The sequence below is a fragment of the Shewanella sp. 5S214 genome, assembly GCF_041439795.1.
Taxonomy (GTDB): Bacteria; Pseudomonadota; Gammaproteobacteria; order Enterobacterales; family Shewanellaceae; genus Shewanella; species Shewanella vesiculosa.
In genome coordinates, this window is the sequence record NZ_JBGOOV010000029.1 from 1 (window position 1) to 20550 (window position 20550).

Consider the following 20550-nt stretch of genomic DNA (forward strand, 5'->3'; position numbering starts at 1 on the left):
AGCATTGATGGCGTGACCGGCCCCTTGACCTTAGGCCAAGCGGTCACCATTAGCGGTGTCGGCAGCTTCACCTTGAGCGCTGACGGCAGCTACAGCTTCACCCCGGTCGCCAACTACAACGGCCCTGTGCCGCTGATCACTTATGTGTTAACCGACGGCTCAAGCACTGACACCTCGACCTTGACCATCACCGTCACCCCAGTGAACGATGCTCCAGTCATTGATGATTACAGCAGCACTATTAACGATTCGATTGCCAATGGCACTAGCGTATATGATGTGAATGATGCCAACACAGGTAACGATACCGATATTGATAGCGATAACTTAACTTACTCTTTCATTCTGGCTAATGGATCGAGCAGCTTAATTAGCGAAAATGGTGCATTTATTATTGATGCTCAGACTGGGGTCATTTCTGTTAATGACACGACACAAATTAACTATGACAATGGTAGCCAAATTAGCCTAACCGTTAAGACAAGTGATGGCAGCTTAAGTGATACTGCAATTGTGACCTTTGATCTTAATAACGTTGATGCTAACGATGACCTTCCTGGATCATCATATTCAGTGACCACAGGTTCTAATACCGCTTGGACTATTCCACAGTCTAATGGCGAGAATCTAATGACGATATCCGCTCGTAATGCTGATGGTTCTATGGGTGTATTAAACTATGAACCTGGTAATAATTTGCTCGGAGTAGCAGGATCTCCACGCAGCTCAGACCAAATTACTGGACAAATTGAATATAACTCAGCGACAGGCACCTCAGAGTCGGTTGTCATTGATTTTAATGGCCTAGTAAATAAAGCTGAATTCAGTGTTTCTAACCTGTTTTCAGATGAAAATAATGGCGAACAAGGAATTTGGAAGGCTTATTATAATGGCCAACTAGTCGCAAGCGACACATTCAAGACGGACGCTGGCAATGTGGGGACTTTCAATATTGACACTGGTAATATTGTCTTTGACCAATTAGTGTTTGAAGCAACACAGACAATTAATGAAGCAACGAATGGTAGTGTCTTAAGTGACTCATCTGATTACTTCTTAACCGGCATTACCGCGTCTGGTCCAGCTATTATGGGCACTTATATGGTCTCTGAAGATGGCGTGCTATCTATTACAGATACTAGCCTAGGCCTATTGAATAATGACTCAGATGCGCAAGGTCATACATTTACGCTAACTGGGGTGAATGGTGCAACAGTTACAGATGGTCAGATGATTTTGCTAGATAGTGGTGCACTATTAACCATACACAGCGATGGTACCTATTCTTACGACACCAATAATGCATTTGAATCACTAACGGCTGGCGAGCTGTCAACTGATACCTTTACCTACACAGTAACAGATCAATATGGTGCTACAGATACAGCAACTGTGACCATAAATATTGTGGGAGAATCTGATCCTAGCTCAACTTATGTGAGCTATACCGGAAATCCTAACGATGACACGATTCAAGGAACAAACAATAACGATGTTATCGTTAGTGATCAGCAGTCGATAAAAATAGTTGATGGTGAATCTTACAATATTGCCTTCATTGTCGATACTTCTGGAAGTGTAGGTCGTACTCAGCTCGATATCATGAAAGCTCAGTTAACCTCAGTATTTGATACGCTAAAGGCAAGCATAGGTGGTACACATTCGGGCATAGTGAATATTTTGTTAGTGGATTTTGATACTGGTCTTCAAGCTTCAGTTCCAGTCAACTTAGCTGACACCAATGCTCTTACGTTATTAGCCGCAGCACTCAATGCTATGGCTTCTGGTGGTAATACAAATTATGCGGCAGGCTTTAATGCTGCTACAAGCTGGTTCAACAGTTTAAGTGGTGGTGAAAACTTAACCTACTTTATTACCGATGGTTATCCTAATACTAATTCAAGTAGCGCTCCTGCAGCTTTTGCTAATTTGAATGCCATTTCAGATATCGAGGCTATCGGGATCGGCAACGGTATTAATTATACTACTCTACAAAATTATGATTCTGACGGCACTCCAGTAACTGGTGTTAATGCCAACAACCTTGCCTCTGTTATTTTGGGTACTGAAACACAGTTACTTCAAGGTGATGATAATGTTGATGGTGCTGCTGGTAATGACATTATCTTTGGTGACTTGGCCCAGTTTGCTGGTATAACGGAACAAGGCTATCTCGCTTTACAAAGCTATGTTGCAGATAAAACAGGCCAAAACATTGCCGATATTGATGTAAGTGAAGTACATGATTACATTCGTGAACATGTAAATGAATTTAATATCAATAATCAATATGACGGTAACGATATTTTAAATGGCGCAGCGGGTAACGATATCATTTTCGGCCAAGGCGGCAATGACCTTATCCATGGCGGCGAAGGTAATGACGTGCTTATCGGTGGTTTAGGCGATGACACACTCATTGGTGGTCTGGGTAATGACACTTTTGTATGGTCTAAGGGCGATACTGGTACAGATACGATTAAAGACTTCGAAGTTAACAATGACTCTCTTCATATCAGTGATTTATTACAAAATGAACAGAACGGTAACTTAGAATCCTATCTTGAATTCTCGTTCAGTAATGGCAGTACGACAATTTCTATCGATGCCGACCTTAATGGCAGTGTTGACCAATTGATCATACTCGATGGTGTAGACCTATCGCATGAATACGGTAGCAATGATGAGGGCGTGATTATTAACGGTTTGCTTAATGATGGTGCACTTATTGTTGATACTGCAACAGCCAACCCAGCTCCGTCACCAGGAACCACTCATGCTGATCTATTTGATCAACATAATGGAAATATTATTCCTTAATAACAACACATTGACTGCGCCACATAGTATCATGCGGCGCATATTTGATAATTCTAACAATAATATTAAGGATAAAGATTAGGTGCCTAAAACTGCGTCTAACACAAGTGAGCAATGGACTATTTCGGCTGCCCAACGGGTAACGGTTGATCCTTTACTCGACTGTCTAGTGTTATTAACTGAACATTTTGGCAACCCTTGCTCAATAGATTCTCTTGCGGCAGGACTTCCGCTGTCTGGTGCAGTCATCACACCTGATTTAATCCCTCAAGCGGCTGGTAGAGCTGGATTATCAGCGAAGTTATCACGAAAAGATTTAAATCAAATTTCCAAAATTTTATTGCCTTGTATCTTATTATTAAAAGATAAAAAGGCATGTATTTTAAGAGAAATAGATCTAGAACAAGACAAAGCCATAATTCAATTACCCGAAACGGGTGGCGAAGATACTCTAACAATCGAAGGTTTAGAAACCCTATACGTCGGCTATTTATTCTTAGTTAAACAAGATTATCGTGGTGATAAAAGTTTTGATGTTCACCTGCATGACAGCAAAACACATTGGTTAATGCAAAGCATCAAAGACTCTGCTCCTATTTACCGAGATGCGCTTATAGCCTCAGTATTAGTTAACCTTTTTGCACTAGTTTCACCACTCTTTATTATGAATGTTTATGACAAAGTGGTGCCCAACCTTGCATTTGAATCACTTTGGGTTTTAGCCATAGGTGCCAGCATTGCTTATATATTTGACTTTATTATGCGGCAGTTACGAAGCTATTTAATCGATATTGCAGGTAAAAAAGTCGACATTATTGTTTCATCAAAACTATTTGCAAAAGCCATTGGTATTCCACTGTCAAAACGCTCGCCAAGTGTTGGCGGTATGGCAAGACAACTAGGTGAGTTTGACAGTATTCGCGAGTTTTTAACTTCGGCCACCATAACTGCATTGGTTGATTTGCCGTTTGCACTACTATTTGTGCTCATCATCTATATTGTCGCGGGTGATTTAGCCATCATCCCAGTAATTTGCAGCTTAGTTATTATTGCGGTGACCTTTTATCTTCAACCTAAACTAAAACAAGCCATTGAAGAAAGTAATCGTTTTGCTAGCTTAAAGCATGGACATTTAATAGAAAGTTTAACCGCATTAGAATCAATTAAAGCTAATGGCGCCGAAGGCTTAGTGCAGAAAAGCTGGCAACAAATGATCGGTCATACTGCTAACTGGCAACTTAAAACTAAAAAGCTATCCAATTATGTGACTAATATTGCTAACTTCATGGTGCAATTAACTGTTGTCATGGTCGTGATACTGGGTGTGTACAGATTAGCTGACAACGAAATCTCTATGGGTGGGATCATTGCTGCAGTCATGCTATCTAGCAGAGCCATATCACCGATGGCACAATTAGCAGGCTTAATTACTCGTGGTAATCATACAATAAGTTCACTGCGCCAACTAGACGCTATCATGGAACAAGAAGATGAGTTTGAAGACAAAGGAAATCTAGCCAGTAAAGAACGGTTTATGGGCAAAATTGAAGCTGATAATATTAGTTTCAGCTTTCCAGGCTCGGAAAAACCAAGCTTACACCCCTTCTCAATCAATATTAATCCAGGTGAGCGCATTGCCATCATTGGCCGAAATGGCTCAGGTAAAAGTACCTTAGCCAAATTACTACTCGGACTGTATAAACCAACTCAAGGTAGTCTTCGCTATGATGGCCTTGATGCTGGACAAATTCACCCTAGCGATCTTAGACGTAACTTTGGCTACTTACCCCAAGACGTCACCTTATTTCACGGTACCATCCGCGACAATATTTTATTTGGATCTCGTCAAGTGACAGAGCATCAATTAATAAGAGCTATCCAGCTTTCTGGCGTGAGTATGTTTACTAACTTAGAGTCAGAAGGCTTAGACCAACAAGTGGGTGAAGGTGGTCTCGCACTTAGCCGTGGTCAAAGGCAAACCGTTGCTTTAGCAAGGGCAACATTAAATGACCCGTCAATATTATTAATGGATGAGCCAACGGCAAGCCTCGATGCTCGAGCTGAAAAACAGTTTATTCGCTCAATGCAGCTAGTGAGCCGTGAAAGAACCTTACTACTTATTACCCATAAAATGCATTTATTAAATCTTGTCGATCGTATTATTGTACTCGAACGTGGTCATGTTGTGGCTGATGGCCCTAAAGATGAGGTCCTAGCAAAACTCAATTCAGGGACCCTGTCTGGAGGCCAATCTTCATGAGTAAATATCTGACAACGAAAGATTTAGAAATGGTCGATGATGTTTATGGCGCCATGATGACCGATGCCCCGTCAGGGCATCGTCTTATTATTTGGTCGCTCGCGGCAATGATGATGTGTTTTTTTATTTGGGCATATTTCTCAGAATTAGATCAGGTGACGACAGGAACCGGTAAAGTCATTCCCTCTTCACAACTGCAAGTTATTCAAAGTTTAGATGGTGGTATTTTACAAGAGATCTATGTTCAAGAAGGTGGATTAGTGACTAAAGATCAACCTTTAGCTCGTATTGATGACACACGATTTCGCTCAGACTTTGACCAACAAGAGCAAGAGGTCTTTGGGTTACAGACAAATATTATTCGCATGCGCACTGAGTTGGATAGCATAATTATCTCTGACATGTCCTCAGACTGGCGCCAACAAGTGAAAATTACTAAGCAAAATTTAGTTTTTCCACAAACCATTATTGATGAAGAACCAGAACTGGTTAAACGCCAACAAGAAGAGTATTCCATTCGACTTGATAATTTAAGTAACCAATTAGAAATTTTAGCGCGTCAAATTCAACAACGACAACAAGAAATTGAAGAATTAGCTTCTAAAATCAGTACACTTACGACAAGTTATCAATTAGTATCTCGCGAACTCGAATTGACTCGACCGCTTGCTCGTAAAGGCATTGTGCCTGAAGTAGAACTCCTCAAACTTGAGCGCACCGTAAACGATATTCAGGGCGAATTACAATCTGTTAGACTCTTGCGCCCAAAAGTGAAAGCCGCTATGGATGAGGCCATTTTAAAACGTCGCGACGCTGTGTTTGTTTATGCTACCGATCTACGGGCACAGCTAAATGAAATGCAAACGAAATTATCGCGCATGAACCAAGCGCAAAAAGGAGCATTTGATAAAGTCAGCAAAGCTGTCATTACCTCTCCTGTTATTGGCACCATTAAAAAGATTAACTTTAATACTTTGGGTGGAGTTGTTCAGCCAGGCGAAGATATTATGGAAATTGTTCCTTCAGAAGATAAATTACTGATAGAAACCAAAATAATACCAAAAGATATTGCTTTTTTACATCCAGGATTACCTGCAATCGTCAAAGTGACTGCCTATGACTTTACTCGTTATGGTGGGCTCAAAGGAACGGTTGAGCATATTAGTGCCGATACGTCACAGGACGATGAAGGTAACAGTTTCTATATTGTAAAAGTAAGAACACAAGAATCCAGTTTAATGAAAGACGATGGTACAGAGATGCCAATTATTCCTGGAATGCTCACTTCGGTTGATGTCATTACAGGAAAAAGATCCATACTTGAGTATATTTTAAATCCAATTTTAAGAGCCAAAGATACAGCTCTTAGAGAGCGCTAAGAAGAACCAGGAGGGTTTTTTAATGACTATTACTACAACAAAACAGCAAAACAAGTTAACTGTTATAGCACTAACTTTGTCAATGCTGATAGCCCCGACAGCTTCAAGTCAAACACTTGAGCAAGCTGTTGCATATACACTAGATACAAACCCAGATTTACGTATAGCTTTTAATCGCTTTAAAGCACGTGAAGAGCAAGTTAATCAAGCTCAATCAGGATACATGCCGACACTTGATATCACAGCGGGTTATGGCTGGGAACAAACAGATAGTCCTTCAACACGTCGCCGAGCGGGTCAAGGTGATGTTGATAGTGACGGTATGATTGATTTAGAACGTGGCGAAGCCGGTGTTAGCATCAAACAAATGCTTTTTGATGGTTTTTATACCAGTAGCGAAGTCGATCGCTATTCATTTGAAGCGAGTGCAGATCAGTGGGCATTATTTTCTGCTGCTGAAGATACCGCATTGGATGTGACAAAAGTCTACTTAAACTACATTCGTAGTGAGCAAGTATTATTGCTGTCTGAAAAAAATCTCGCGAGTCATAAAGATATATATGACCAAATAAAACAACGTACAGATTCTGGATTGGGATCAACAGCAGATTTATCGCAAATTGCAGGCCGTCTCGCCCGTGCAAATGCCAATGTTATTTCAGCTAAAAATAATCTACAAGATGCCCGCGCAGCCTTTTTTAGAGTGGTTGAAGCACAGCCTGTTGACTTAATTCTACCTGTGCCTGATGCCGATTTGCTGCCTGAAAGTTTAGATAAAGGGATCATGTTAGCTAAAGCAAAACACCCAATATTAAAATCAGCAGAAAATGACATTAATGCTGCTAAAAAAGAACGAAGTTCAGGCCAAGCTAACTATTATCCAAAATTAAGTTTAGAGCTTAACGGTAACTGGAATAATGATACCTCTGGTGAAGACGGCTATAGCGCGATTAATAGCCAGAACGTCAATGGCTATAATAATGACTTAGTCGCCATGGTTAGGATGAAATACAACCTCTTCTCTGGTGGTAAAGACACCTCTAAAGACAGAGAGAGCGCCTATAAAATCAATGAGGCAAAAGAGGTCCAACAACGCGCTTATCGTGAAGTTGTTGAAGGTATTTCTTTAGCTTGGAATGCCTATGAAATGTTAGCACCGCAAAAACAGTTTATTCGCGAACATGTTGTTGCAGCAAAACAGACTCAAGTCGCTTATGAACAACAGTTTAATTTGGGTCAACGTACCCTTCTTGACTTACTCGATACCGAAAATGAACTATTTGAAGCTCGTAAGGATTACTTACAAACTGAGTACGATGAAATTGCCGCTCGCTATCGAGTACTAAATGCAACTGGCGATCTACTTGACTCACTTCGAGTAACACGTCCAGGAGAATGGCGTGGAGAGCAGGATTATGAAGGAGGAGTAAAATAATGAAATACTTACTAGTTTTATTCGCATTGATAACGACTGCAGGCTGTTCAGTAACCGATATTGTTGAGTCGAATCCATCTACAACTCAACAATTTGATCTTAATGATAGTGACCGTGATGGCGTGATCATGGCCCGTGAACGTTGCGCTGGTACTGTTGTGGGTGCTGCGGTTGACAACTATGGTTGTGGCAGAATAACAAATATCAATGAACGCCAAGACTTAAAAATTCTATTTAGTAATAATTCTACGGTTATCGAACCTCAATATTATAACCAAATTGAAAAAGTAGCTAAATTGATGGAAACATATCCGACCACAAGGGTGACAATTGAAGGTCATACAAGCAAAGTTGGCAGTTATGAGCTAAATTTAGCGTTATCTCAAAATCGTGCTAAAGCTGTCACTGATGTGTTAAAAACCACCTATGGTATCAATCCAAGTCGCTTAACGGCAATTGGTTATAGTTTTGATCGTCCTATCGATAACAGTGGCACACCAGCAGCAGAGGAACGTAATCGTCGTGTAATCGCTGAAGTGACAGCTGATGATACCCTTCCAGCAATGCGATGGAATATCTACACTGTAGATGAAGAAGTTGACTAACGGACATACAAGGCATTGATTCTTTGAGTCGCGAAAGCAGCAAAGTAACCATATCGCTATATAAAAGGGTCTGCCATGTTTTTATTATGGCATCGGCCCTTTTAGTTTCATGTTTATTTGCCGCTCCGACACAAGAGTTAAACCAAGACAAAACCGTCGCTGCATTATCGCAACGCTATGGCGATCGCGCCGGATTACGAGCCAATGCTTGGTTTAATATCGTCAGAGATTCGCAACAACTTGCTGATATAGACAAATTAGAAAAAGTTAATCAATTTTTTAATTTATTTAGATTTATTGATGATCAAACATTGTGGGGCGACTCCAATTATTGGGCATCGCCAATGGAGTTTATTGGTGCCAATGGCGGGGATTGTGAAGACTTTTCAATAGCAAAATACTTTACGCTACTCCAGCTTGGTATTCCTGAAGACAAACTCAGAATAACCATGGTAAAAGCAACATCTTTAAATCAGTATCATATGGTTTTAGCGTATTACGAAAAACCAAATTCAATCCCGCTAGTGCTTGATAATTTAGATAAAACCATAAAGCTGGCAACAAAAAGAACAGATCTTCTGCCTGTTTACAGTTTTAACGGTAAACAATTATGGTTAAACAAAGAAAAAGGTCGAGGTGTGTTAGCTGGCTCATCATCACGCCTTGAAAAATGGACTGACCTTAAACTTAGATTAGGTGTAGATCGCCTACGCCAACCAAAACTCAACATGGAGTAGTAACAACATGACCCTGTTCAGGCAGATCTATGCGTTACTTTTTGGGCTTTTCTTGCTAACAATTGCAAGTGTAGCCTACGTACAATTTTCAGAGACCCAAGGTTTCTTATCTAAACAGATGGAATCTGATCTTAATAATGCCAGCAACTCATTAGGACTGATGCTAACGCCTGTTTTAGAAGCGGGTGATGATGCCGGAGCTGAAACATTAGTCAATGTTATTTTTGAGGGCGGCTACTACCAACAAATTAAGTTAACTTGGTTAGTGGGTGGCAAGCAGCAGGTGTGGAATAACGCGGTACAAGTCGACAATGTTCCTCAATGGTTTATTGATCTTAATTTGTTTAAAACAATAAAAAAACAAACTACGATTACTTCAGGTTGGTTACAACTTGCCACGCTAGAAATTACCGCAAATCCAGGTTTTGGCTATCAAGAATTATGGCGGATTATTTCCGACATTATTATTCTATTTTCGATCTTATTCCTCATTGCTATTATCTGTGCAAGAGTAGGATTAAGCTGGATATTAAAACCATTAAATACCCTTTCTGTACACGCAAAAAAAATTGCTGAGCGCCAATTTGGCCCTGATATGCCAGCACCAAAAACCAAAGAACTCAAAGAACTAGTCAATGCATTTAACAGCATGTCTGCTCAGTTAAAACAAGTATTTAACTCCCTCGACGAAGAAGTCTCTGCATTAAGAAAGAAAAATCTCGTCGATCAAGTATCTGGACTGCCAAATAGACAATACATGGTAAGTCGAGTGAATGGCTGGTTAAGCGAGCCCAGTACCGGAGCGCTTTACTTAGTCAAAATGGATTGGTTAGAAGAAGTTCACAGTAAATATGGTTTCCAAGTTCGTGATGAGACAATTCGTATTCTGGCGGAGAAATTACAGCATCACCAAGATGAAATATCCTCTTCTGTTATTGCGCGGATTGCTGCGTACGAATTTGCCTTTCTTGTTGAAGACTGTGAACACGACCAACTGACTAAATATTTGCAGAGTCTCATACGCACTGTGAATAAAGAAATATCTAAATCTGGCTGCAAACCCAACGAACAGTTTTATATTGGTGTAGCAGAGCGTTTAGGGCAAATGACGGTATCTGATATGCTGGCCCAAGCAGATAACGCATTGCAACAAGCCATTAAAGACGAAAAGGTGTTCCATTGGTTTGAAAACACTCAAAAGCAGCTTTTTACCCGAGAAGAATGGCGCAGTAATTTAAACAATGCTATCAAGACCAGAAACTTCCAATTCCGTTGGCAGCCTATTCAGTTATGTGCCAGAGATGAAATTTGTCAACGCGAGCTATATTGTCAGCTGAAAATTGGCGAAACAACCCTGCACGCAGGTCAATTTATGCCTTATGTAGAATTGCTCTCATTAGGGACTATGCTTGATCGTTGCTTAATTGAAACCATCAATGAAAATCGTTTATTTGAACGTAATTATGAACGTGTTGCCATTAACCTCACCTATCAAAGTATAAGTGATACTGATTTCCATGTATGGTTAAAACAGTTCCTACGAGCCAGTAAATACGCCGATCGTATTTGTTTCGAAATTCCAGAAGCGAGTGTTTATAGCGACTTAGAATCTTGTGAAAATCTGTGTAAAGTCATTAGAGATTCTGGCGCCCATTTTGGTATTGACCATTTTGGTCGTCAATTTGGCTCTATGGCCTACTTACAAAGCTTACGTCCTAACTATGTCAAACTTGACCAATCACTGGCTTACATTGAAGATAATCAACATAACAGTGAATTATGCCGTGCGTTAGTCAATGTTGCTAAAGGATTAGATATTCAAGTTATTGTCACAGGGATCCAGGAAGCTGAACAATTAACAAGGTTTACAGATCTCAGAGTGGATGCCTATCAAGGCTTTATTGTACCGCCAGTGAATATAGACCTTTAAATTATATCAATGAATTGCTCGCTGAAAACTAACCACTCTTTTGAGTGGTTTTTTATATCTCGGCGATTAGCTCACTAATTGATAGTGGTTAACGTCTAAACTTATAATCTTTATAATTATATTTTAACGTCTTGCCCAGAGTTCACGTTTAATGGAGTGGCCACAACACATTTAGGTTGATCTCTTGAACCACTGCTAGAAAGTTGTTGCTTGGGGGCGATACATAATTAGGCGCTAATACGGCCTATAACGCAGCCTAAGGAGCTCAATACAGATAGGCATAATAGAACAGCACAACGATATTAACGCTCATACAATCAATTAGATTGAGGATTTATGATGGTTGCTGAAATAACAATATACCATTAGAATCATTAATCGATTCTAGAAAAACAAAAAGCCACTCATAAGAGTGGCTTTTTTAAATTGGTCGGTGATAGAGGATTCGAACCTCTGACCCTCTCGTCCCAAACGAGATGCGCTACCGGGCTGCGCTAATCACCGAAATTTACTTTAAACTGTGCAGTAAACCAATTAATCAAGTTAACCTGTTTACTTAAATGTGGTCGGTGATAGAGGATTCGAACCTCTGACCCTCTCGTCCCAAACGAGATGCGCTACCGGGCTGCGCTAATCACCGAAATAAATATAAAACAACAAATTGAATGGGGTGACTGATGGGGCTCGAACCCACGACAACCGGAATCACAATCCGGGACTCTACCAACTGAGCTACAATCACCACTGACTTTCAATTCTACTAACCAATACGACAGAAACTGTACTTGCCGAATGGTGCGCCCAGAAGGATTCGAACCTTCGGCCTTACCCTCCGGAGGGGTACGCTCTATCCAGCTGAGCTATGGGCGCTCGCCTTGGTTAGCGAGGCATATAATAGGGATAAAACAGCTTCACGTCTAGCCTTGATTTACTTTCTTTTGACTGACTGACTAACTTTTACGCGTTTAAGGCAACAATTAACCTATTTTTTATCACTTACGACAATTATTAACTTTGTATTTACATTTATTTCGCTTGGATCACATTTATATTTATGGTAATTATAATGACTGTTCAACAATATTTGTTCACAGAATTAATAGGATAACGATAAACAAGGGTATGGATACAATCATTAGCCACTCTGAAACCTTTCCTAGGATCGAGCATCTCCAAAAACGGGTCGCTCGTTTAAAGCGTTTGGCTAAAAAATATAAACGTTCTGAGATTATTCAAAACGCCTTACTCGGTATTTCCAATATTGCAACTCAGGTCACTTCACTTGATGACTTTTATCAACGAGTTCATTTACATCTACAACAGCTTATCCCTGCAGAAAACTTTTTTATTGCATCTCAAGATGCTAAAACAGGGCTAACAAGTTTACCCTTTTTTGCTGACCAACAAGATTCTCATCCAACAGAGCTTTACCCAGACCAAGAAATATCGGCATTACTCAATAGTGGTCTAACTGGGTATGTGCTTCGCAATGGTGAGCCTTTGTTATGCGACGATAATAAGTTTAATGAATTGATTGCCAGTGGCGATATTAAAAGCCTGGGCTCGCCAAGTCATCAATGGCTTGGCGTACCGATTAAAACCAAAGACGTCGTCAGTGGTGTACTTGTGGTGCAAAGCTACAACGAAGCCAATACTTACGGTGAGTTAGAATTAGAGTTAATGGGCTTTATTTGCCATCATATTTCAGGAGTAATGGAGCGGCTTGAGCATCATCAACAACTTGAGCAAGCCATTGTGGAGCGCACTAAAGAGCTCAGCCAAGCGTATGAGAAGGTTAAACAAGAAGTCACTGAACGAGTTAAAGCGGAGAAATTGCAAAAAACACTGTTTGAAATTGCCGATTTATCTGCATCCAACGTGCTTCAGCAAGATTTCTACTTACGGCTCCACGCTATTATCAGCCAGCTCATTCCTGCCAATAACTGTTTTATTTCGTTAATTGACAAAAATAATATGCTGTCGTTTCCGTTTTATGTGTCGCAAATGACGGCTGAATATCCTGCCTCTCGCCCAATGCAAGATGGATTAACCGAATATATTCTCCAACATAAATTACCGCGATTATTTTCAGCTAAAGATATCTCGACCATGGTTAGCCTAGGTGAAATTTACGCTAAATCACCAGAATTAAACAAAACCGATAGAATGCATCAATGGATAGGTATTCCGTTAATCATTAATGGTGAAGTTGCTGGGGCATTAACCATTTATAGTCTAGATGACGCCCATATTTATCAATTAAAAGATCTTGAACTGCTGACCTTTGTGTCGCAGCACATGGCTAATGCGATTGAACGTAAACTCGCTGCTGAGTCACTGAAGAATAGCCACGAGCTATTAGAAGATAAAGTTGTTCAACGTACCATGGCGCTTGCAGAACTCAACAACAATCTCCAAAAAGAGATTAATCAACGCCGGAAAATGGAAGATCAATTATTATATGATGCTCAACATGATGGCCTGACAGGGTTACCTAACCGTAGCTATTTGATGGAACGTTTATCACAAGCATTAAAGCACTTACGTCGTCATGGGCTAGATCAATTTGCATTATTATTTATCGATCTTGACCGTTTCAAGGTCATCAATGACTCTTTTGGTCACCTAGAAGGCGATCGTTTTTTAATTGAAACGTCACAACGCATAAAATCATGTATTCGCGACAACGATACTCTGGCTCGCATGGGCGGTGATGAATTTGTTATATTACTGGACTCAATTAATGCCACAGAAGATGCCGTCGAAGTCTGTGAGCGTATTTTACAAACATTATCTATGCCCTATCAGTTAGCCAAACAAGAATTCATCTCTGGTGCGAGTATAGGGGTGGCTTTTAGCGGACGTAATAAGCTAGTGACCAGTGAATCTCTTCTGCGAGATGCTGACGCCGCAATGTATCAAGCTAAAGCAAATGGTAAAGGGTGTTTCGTCATTTTTGATAACAAGCTGAGCGCGAAATCTAAATTACAACATGACTTAGAAATTGAATTTAAGCAGGCGCTCGAGCAACAGGGATTTAAGATACATTATATTGAAGTGGTCGACTTTAACACTGGTGAGATTATTGCTATTGAACCACAAGTTGAATGGCATCATCTAAAACAAGGCATTATTGATCACTCAAAAATGAAACGCTTGGCGGCACAATATCAGCTAACACTGAATTTAGATGCTTATATGTTTGGCCACTTAAATGAACATTTCCAATCAATTAAGCAACGATATGGTACCAATATTGATCTGCACTTATCGATTAGCAGTCAACATATTAAAAATAAGTTTGTGTTACGCAATCTCAAAAATACCATCAAAGGCAGTAATATCGATTTACGTAAACTGATATTATTTTTTAACGAACAAGCCTTGATGCAAGACACCGAAAATCATATCAATGGCTTCGAGCTTATCTCGCAACTGGGTGTGCAAATCGGTATCGATGGCTATGGTACAGGTTACAGCTCGCTCAGTTGTTTAAGCTTCTTACCGATTAAAGCGTTAAAGTTAGATGAAGACATCAGTAAGCACTTACTCAATGATAAACAGTTACAATTAGTCAAAGCTTACCAATTGACGGCGCAAACACTTAATTTCGACATGTACGCCACTACCATTGACACGCAACAACAAGTAAGACAGTTTTTAGAACTTGGTTATATGCGTGGTCAAGGGCGAGCAATCAGCAAATTATTTAACGAAAAAAAAAAGCCCCATAAGTCTTGTGCCTAATCAATAGGCCAACCTAATTAGCACTACTTTTTAAACATATCGCGTATGTTGGCAATATGGCTTTTACTGGTTTCCACACGCTGCTCTTCAGTTTGAACTGGCTTACGGTTTTCCCAGATTAAGTCATCTTGTGGTAACTCAAGTAAAAAGCGACTGGGTTCACAGCGCATCGTCTCACCAAATTGGCGGCGCTCGCGACATATCACAAACCATAATTCACGCTGCGCTCGCGTTATCCCCACATAAGCCAGACGCCGTTCTTCATCGACATTGTCTTCGTCAATACTCGACTGGTGCGGTAAAATTCTCTCTTCAACCCCCACCATAAATACAAAAGGATATTCCAGTCCTTTAGAAGCATGTAAAGTCATTAACTGTACTTGATCGCCACCTTCATCCTCGCTATTACGTTCCATCATGTCGCGCAGGGTTAATCGAGTAACCACTTCCGGTAGCGTCATCGGTTCATCTAACTCATCACCTTCGAGCATTTCGGTAACCCAACGGTATAATTCCGAAATATTTTTCATCCTCATTTCGGCCGCTTTAGCGCTGGTACTGGTTTCGTACAGATAATCTTCGTAATTAATTTTGCGGATCAGCTGTTTAATCGCTTCAACCGGCTCTCCACGAGTTGCTAGCTCACCAGTATCAACAATAAATTTGCCAAATTGATACAGCGAGTTGACTGCCGCGGGTGCAAGGTGATGATTCAATTCAACATCAAAAATCGCTTCAAATAGCGAAATATGCTTTTGATTAGCAAAATTACCCAAACGTTCCAGCGATGCAGGGCCGATACCACGTTTAGGCAAGTTAACCACCCGCAAAAAAGCATTATCATCGTCAGGATTCACCACTAAACGTAAATACCCCATGATGTCTTTAATTTCTGCTCGGGAGAAAAAGGAAGTACCACCACTGAGCTTATAAGGAATGCGGTTGGTCATGAGCGATCGTTCGAGTAAACGAGATTGATGATTACCTCGGTATAAAATGGCGTAATCACCAAATTTAGTCCGCCCAACAAACTTATGCCGAATGATCTCTGCCACCACTCGCTCAGCTTCCTGCTCTTCGTTAGCGGCTATTAATACTCTTAGTGGCTCACCATAAGCTAACTCACTAAATAACGCCTTATCGTACACGTGAGGGTTGTTGGCAATCAAAATATTGGCAGCACGGAGAATTCGTTGGCTTGATCGATAGTTTTGCTCTAGCTTAATTAATTTAAGCTTAGGAAAATCAGTTCCTAGCAACACCAGATTTTGCGGTTTGGCGCCACGCCAAGAATAAATAGACTGATCGTCATCACCTACCACGGTAAAACGTGAACGCTGACCCACCAACAGTTTTACTAATTCGTATTGGCTAGTATTAGTATCTTGATACTCATCCACCAGCAAGTATTGAATTTTGGTTTGCCAGCGGGTACGCACCTCTTCATTCATCCGCAACAATAAGGTTGGAATTAAGATAAGATCATCAAAATCGAGCGCATTATAGGACTTCATATGCTGAGCATATCGTTGATACAAGGTAGCAAATAATTGGCTTTGCTCATCTTTTGCCATACTGATTGCCTGCTGAGGGATCACTAATCCCCCTTTCCAGTTCGATATGGCTGATGCCAAGGACTTGATTAAATCTTTATCGTCATCGAACTCATCTTCAGTCAGCTCTTTTAATAGCGCGAAGGTGTCTTGATCATCAAACAAAGAGAAACCCGCCTTAAGCCCAAGCACTTTATGCTCACGCTTAATGATTTCGAGTCCTAAGGTGTGAAAGGTAGATATCCATAATCCACGGGCTTCTTTGCGGCCCATAGACTGAGCCACACGCTCTTTCATTTCACGCGCGGCTTTATTAGTAAAGGTTACGGCGGCAATATTACGGGCTTTGTAGCCACACTTTTCAACTAAGTAAGCAATTTTATTAATGATAACTCGTGTTTTACCACTCCCCGCGCCAGCAAGCACTAAGCATGGACCCGACACATAATGTACGGCTTCATTTTGCCCTGGATTGAGTTTCATTAATTATTACACCTTACTTAACGTTAAACGAAGGCGGATCATAGCAGAATCAACTGGTGACGGTTAACGAAAAATCACAGTTAAGGTTTGGAAAAGCGCTCACCTCGGTTACAATTAACTCAATATATCAGTAGGGGATCATAATGATTAATCCAAAGAAAATTGAAGAGCTCGCTAAACAACTTAGCGACAACTTACCTAGCGGTGTTAAGCAGTTTGCCGGGGAATTTGAAGAGCGCAGCAAGCAGCTATTACAAAACCAACTGATGAAGCTGGATGTGGTATCGCGTGAAGAGTTTGAAGTGCAGCAACATGTGTTACTGAAAACCCGTGAAAAGCTGGAAGCATTACAAGTACAAGTCAATGAATTAGAGAAAAAGTTAGCTGATTAGCGACTAAATAATCTCTGAAAAATCATAAAAAATGACGCTCTAAAGCGTCATTTTTATGATGATTCAACAATCAATGTTTATGTTAACGATTCTTCTAATGCGTGTAAGCAAAGGGCGACATTTTCACGACGAGCACTGAAGCCCATCAGGCCGATACGCCATGCTTTACCTGCTAAAGCTCCTAGTCCAGCACCAATTTCTAAATTATATTCTTCCAATAAATGCTTACGCACTGCAGCGTCATCGACACCGTCTGGAATGTATACTGTATTGAGTTGCGGTAAACGCGACGACTCTTCAACCACAAATTTAAAGCCTAATGTTGTTAGCCCATCACGCAGTAACAAGTGCATTTTTCGGTGTCTTGCCCAGGCATTTTCGAGCCCTTCATTGGCAAGTAAACGTAAAGATTCATGCAGAGCATATAAGGCATTCACTGGCGCAGTATGATGATAACTGCGTTTAGCACCAGCACTATTGCCCCAATAACCCATGACTAAGGTTTGATCTAAAAACCAACTTTGTACTTGGGTAGTACGGGCTTTAAGCTTGGCAACTGCTTTAGGTGAAAATGACACAGGCGATAAACCGGGGACACAGGAGAGACACTTTTGGCTGCCAGAATAAATGGCATCAATGCCCCACTCATCCACCAGCAATTCAACACCACCCAATGAGGTTACGGCATCAACAATACTGATACAGTCATGTAATTGCGCTAAGGTGCACAAGGTTTTCGCATCAGACAGTGCACCTGTTGAAGTTTCGGCATGCACAAATGCGAGAAATTTTGCATCAGGATGCGCCACGAGTGCTGCTTCAACTTTATCTGGGCATACAGGTTCGCCCCATTCATTGTCGACAACAACTGCTACACCGCCAACTCGTTCAACGTTCTGACGCATGCGCTCACCAAACACCCCATTACGACATACGATGACCTTTTCGCCTGGCTCAACTAAATTGACAAAACAGGTTTCCATACCGGCACTGCCTGGTGCTGATACCGCTAAAGTCATTTCGTTTTTAGTTTGAAAAGCATATTGAATTAAGCTTTTGAGCTCATCCATCATGCCGACAAATAATGGGTCAAGGTGACCGATAGTCGGCCTTGATTGTGCCGCAAGCACTTCGGGATACACATCAGATGGGCCTGGGCCCATTAAGATTCTGCGCGGTGGCATAAAAACTGGAATTGTTGGCACGGGTAACATCAATGTCTCCTTAAAATGAGGTCTAAAATTCATAACTCAATATGAATCTGGAAAAATTTACCCTACATATAAAGCAAAACATACCAATCAGTTGCAGCAAAATAAATCAACATTCACTTGTTGGTAATCGTTTCTACAGACCCACGAATATTTTTTCGTTTTAGGCGTACTGACAATACCACATTGAGGCACTAAATCACCTAAGAATGGTAGTTAACCTGAACTAGGGATAACAAACGCCTCTCAAACAGCCCTTTGTCTTGCTAACGGTGTTGAATCAACTTGCCATAGACCCGCTATTGACGCGCAATTCGCCTTGTTAGTAAAAAAATGACAAGTTTGATAGTGATAAACGTCTAAGCCTATGATCTTTAATATCATATCTTCGCCTCTTATCCATAGTTCAGGTCAGTTAAAAATGAATTATGATTTTGCTTTCGCACTATTTAAAAATAACTGATAAGCCGGACTGTGGGTTTCTTCTTGATAAACGAAACCGAGCTCCATTAAAAATTGCGCAAACGCGACGTCATCTTTAGCCGGTACTTCAAAACCGGTTAACACCCTACCAAAGGCTGCACCATGATTACGGTAATGAAATAAACTGATATTCCATTTGCTCTGTAAAGTGGTTAAAAACTTCAGCAATGCCCCGGGATGCTCAGGAAACTCAAAGCTAAATAAGCGCTCTTCTAATGGCTCAAGTGGGTGACCACCGACCATATAACGCACGTGTAATTTAGCGGTTTCATCTTGGGATAAGTCTTGAACTTCAAAGCCTTCAGACTCTAACTTAGCAATGATCTCACTGAGTTCTGCTTGGCCGCCAGTGAGACGAATACCCGCAAATACCACTGCAATATCACGACTGCTAAAACGGTAATTAAACTCGGTCATCACTCGTTTATCAAGTAACTCACAAAAACGTAAAAAACTGCCTGGTTTTTCAGGTATTTTTACCGCTAACACCGCCTCTTTTTGCTCAGCTAATTCACAACGTTCAGACACATAACGTAAACTATGAAAATTGACGTTAGCACCACTGAGAATAGCCGCTACTTTTTTGGGGGCATCGATAGAATCACCCTGTTGCGCCATGTACTTTTTAAGCCCTGCTATCGACAAGGCTCCAGCGGGTTCTGCTATCGCGCGAGTATCCTCAAAAATATCTTTAACCGCGGCGCAAATTTCATCAGAAGTAACGGTAACCACTTCATCAACGTATTCACGCGCTAAGCGAAATGGCTCAGTACCAATCCGCTTAACCGCTACGCCGTCAGCAAACAACCCCACTTGAGCCAAAGTTACTGGTTCATCAGCTTCGAGTGCCGCCTTTAAGCAAGCAGCGTCTTCGGGTTCAACCCCAATGATCTTAACTTGCGGCATCACCGCTTTGTAATAGGCCGCAATACCGGCAATTAAACCACCACCGCCAACAGGCACAAACACGATTTCAATATCGCGTTGTTGTTGTACCATTTCTTGAGCAATAGTGCCTTGTCCGGCAATAACCGCTTCGTCATCAAATGGGGCGATATACACCCGTCCTTCTGTTGCCGAGAGGTTTTTGGCATAGTCATTGGCTTGATCAAACGCCTGCCCATGAAGGACCACATTGCCACCTAAGCGTTTCACCGCATCAATCTTAATATCTGGCGTGGTACTAGGCATTACAATTACGGCATCAATACCGCGACTGGCAGCAGACATCGCTACCCCTTGAGCGTGATTGCCCGCTGATGCGCACACCACACCTCTATCGCACTCATCTTGAGTTAACGCTGCGATACGGTTGTAGGCACCACGTATTTTAAACGAATGCACAGGCTGCATATCTTCACGCTTTAAATACACCTGACAACCAAAGCGAGCAGACAATTTATTCATGCTCGACAATGGCGTCACTTTAGCCACATCATAAACAGACGACAGCAAAATTTTCTGTAAATAATAATGCGCTAAATCTAATTGAGTTTGAGACGCCAAAGCCAACAT

At 41.1% G+C, this 20550-nt stretch carries 12 protein-coding genes and 4 tRNA genes; 9 read left to right on the forward strand and 7 right to left on the reverse strand.

What is annotated here, in order from left to right; all coding sequences use genetic code 11:
* From ACED29_RS17055 to ACED29_RS17085, 7 genes are all read left to right on the forward strand, one after another.
* A partial coding sequence (locus ACED29_RS17055; protein WP_371698172.1) for an Ig-like domain-containing protein occupies positions 1-2820 on the forward strand: 2820 nt, incomplete at its 5' end.
* 82 nt (positions 2821-2902) lie between these two features.
* On the forward strand, positions 2903-5080 hold the full coding sequence (locus ACED29_RS17060) for a type I secretion system permease/ATPase (protein WP_124017544.1): 2178 nt from the start codon (positions 2903-2905) through the stop codon (positions 5078-5080).
* Positions 5077-6459, forward strand: coding sequence for an HlyD family type I secretion periplasmic adaptor subunit (locus ACED29_RS17065; RefSeq protein WP_182697796.1), 1383 nt, complete (start codon positions 5077-5079; stop codon positions 6457-6459). Before ACED29_RS17060 ends, ACED29_RS17065 begins: the two co-directional genes overlap by 4 nt.
* 22 nt (positions 6460-6481) lie before the next feature.
* Positions 6482-7894 carry a TolC family outer membrane protein gene (locus ACED29_RS17070; RefSeq protein WP_371698173.1) on the forward strand — a complete coding sequence of 471 codons (1413 nt, stop codon included), beginning with the start codon at positions 6482-6484 and terminating at the stop codon, positions 7892-7894.
* Positions 7894-8499: an OmpA family protein gene (locus ACED29_RS17075; protein ID WP_182755835.1), complete on the forward strand. Its 606-nt coding sequence runs from the start codon at positions 7894-7896 to the stop codon at positions 8497-8499. Before ACED29_RS17070 ends, ACED29_RS17075 begins: the two co-directional genes overlap by 1 nt.
* 86 nt (positions 8500-8585) lie before the next feature.
* Entirely contained in the window at positions 8586-9236 is a 651-nt protein-coding gene (locus ACED29_RS17080) for a transglutaminase-like cysteine peptidase (protein WP_182697793.1), read from the forward strand.
* Between the two features lie 7 nt (positions 9237-9243).
* Positions 9244-11166: an EAL domain-containing protein gene (locus ACED29_RS17085; RefSeq protein WP_273058817.1), complete on the forward strand. Its 1923-nt coding sequence runs from the start codon at positions 9244-9246 to the stop codon at positions 11164-11166.
* 427 nt (positions 11167-11593) lie between these two features.
* On the opposite strand, the gene ACED29_RS17090 is transcribed toward ACED29_RS17085, so the two are convergent.
* The 4 genes from ACED29_RS17090 to ACED29_RS17105 all read right to left on the reverse strand — a co-directional run bounded on the left by ACED29_RS17090 (position 11594) and on the right by ACED29_RS17105 (position 12036).
* A tRNA-Pro gene (locus tag ACED29_RS17090) sits at positions 11594-11670 on the reverse strand.
* 59 nt (positions 11671-11729) lie between these two features.
* Positions 11730-11806: transfer RNA gene (locus ACED29_RS17095), tRNA-Pro, on the reverse strand.
* Between the two features lie 26 nt (positions 11807-11832).
* Positions 11833-11908 (reverse strand) — tRNA-His (locus ACED29_RS17100).
* Positions 11909-11959: 51 nt separating this feature from the next.
* Positions 11960-12036: transfer RNA gene (locus ACED29_RS17105), tRNA-Arg, on the reverse strand.
* 252 nt (positions 12037-12288) lie between these two features.
* On the opposite strand from ACED29_RS17105, the gene ACED29_RS17110 reads away from it, so the two are divergent.
* Complete coding sequence (locus ACED29_RS17110; RefSeq protein ID WP_371698174.1) at positions 12289-14913, forward strand: diguanylate cyclase domain-containing protein; 2625 nt, start codon at positions 12289-12291, stop codon at positions 14911-14913.
* Between the two features lie 23 nt (positions 14914-14936).
* On the opposite strand, the gene rep is transcribed toward ACED29_RS17110, so the two are convergent.
* Positions 14937-16949 carry a DNA helicase Rep gene (gene rep, locus ACED29_RS17115; protein ID WP_124017537.1) on the reverse strand — a complete coding sequence of 671 codons (2013 nt, stop codon included), beginning with the start codon at positions 16947-16949 and terminating at the stop codon, positions 14937-14939.
* A 143-nt stretch (positions 16950-17092) separates the two neighbouring features.
* Here rep and ACED29_RS17120 point away from each other — a divergent pair, with 143 nt between their 5' ends.
* On the forward strand, positions 17093-17341 hold the full coding sequence (locus ACED29_RS17120; protein ID WP_124017536.1) for an accessory factor UbiK family protein: 249 nt from the start codon (positions 17093-17095) through the stop codon (positions 17339-17341).
* A gap of 77 nt (positions 17342-17418) precedes the next feature.
* Here the strand turns inward: ACED29_RS17120 and ACED29_RS17125 are convergent, their stop codons facing one another.
* Together ACED29_RS17125 and ilvA are read right to left on the reverse strand one after the other, a co-directional pair.
* The gene (locus ACED29_RS17125) at positions 17419-18555 is read right to left on the reverse strand and encodes an alanine--glyoxylate aminotransferase family protein (RefSeq protein ID WP_124017535.1); all 1137 of its coding nucleotides are present in this window, start codon (positions 18553-18555) and stop codon (positions 17419-17421) included.
* 423 nt (positions 18556-18978) lie between these two features.
* Positions 18979-20550: a threonine ammonia-lyase, biosynthetic gene (gene ilvA, locus ACED29_RS17130; protein WP_124017534.1), complete on the reverse strand. Its 1572-nt coding sequence runs from the start codon at positions 20548-20550 to the stop codon at positions 18979-18981.

Excerpts from the sequence above, each read along its gene's own strand:
- ACED29_RS17070 (WP_371698173.1), top strand. The coding sequence starts at position 6,482 with ATGACTATTACTACAACAAAACAGCAAAACAAGTTAACTGTTATAGCA.
- ACED29_RS17125 (WP_124017535.1), bottom strand. The coding sequence starts at position 18,555 with ATGTTACCCGTGCCAACAATTCCAGTTTTTATGCCACCGCGCAGAATC.
- ACED29_RS17110 (WP_371698174.1), top strand. The coding sequence starts at position 12,289 with ATGGATACAATCATTAGCCACTCTGAAACCTTTCCTAGGATCGAGCAT.
- ACED29_RS17065 (WP_182697796.1), top strand. The coding sequence starts at position 5,077 with ATGAGTAAATATCTGACAACGAAAGATTTAGAAATGGTCGATGATGTT.
- ACED29_RS17080 (WP_182697793.1), top strand. The coding sequence starts at position 8,586 with ATGGCATCGGCCCTTTTAGTTTCATGTTTATTTGCCGCTCCGACACAA.
- ACED29_RS17085 (WP_273058817.1), top strand. The coding sequence starts at position 9,244 with ATGACCCTGTTCAGGCAGATCTATGCGTTACTTTTTGGGCTTTTCTTG.
- ACED29_RS17075 (WP_182755835.1), top strand. The coding sequence starts at position 7,894 with ATGAAATACTTACTAGTTTTATTCGCATTGATAACGACTGCAGGCTGT.
- ACED29_RS17120 (WP_124017536.1), top strand. The coding sequence starts at position 17,093 with ATGATTAATCCAAAGAAAATTGAAGAGCTCGCTAAACAACTTAGCGAC.
- ilvA (WP_124017534.1), bottom strand. The coding sequence starts at position 20,550 with ATGTTGGCTTTGGCGTCTCAAACTCAATTAGATTTAGCGCATTATTAT.
- rep (WP_124017537.1), bottom strand. The coding sequence starts at position 16,949 with ATGAAACTCAATCCAGGGCAAAATGAAGCCGTACATTATGTGTCGGGT.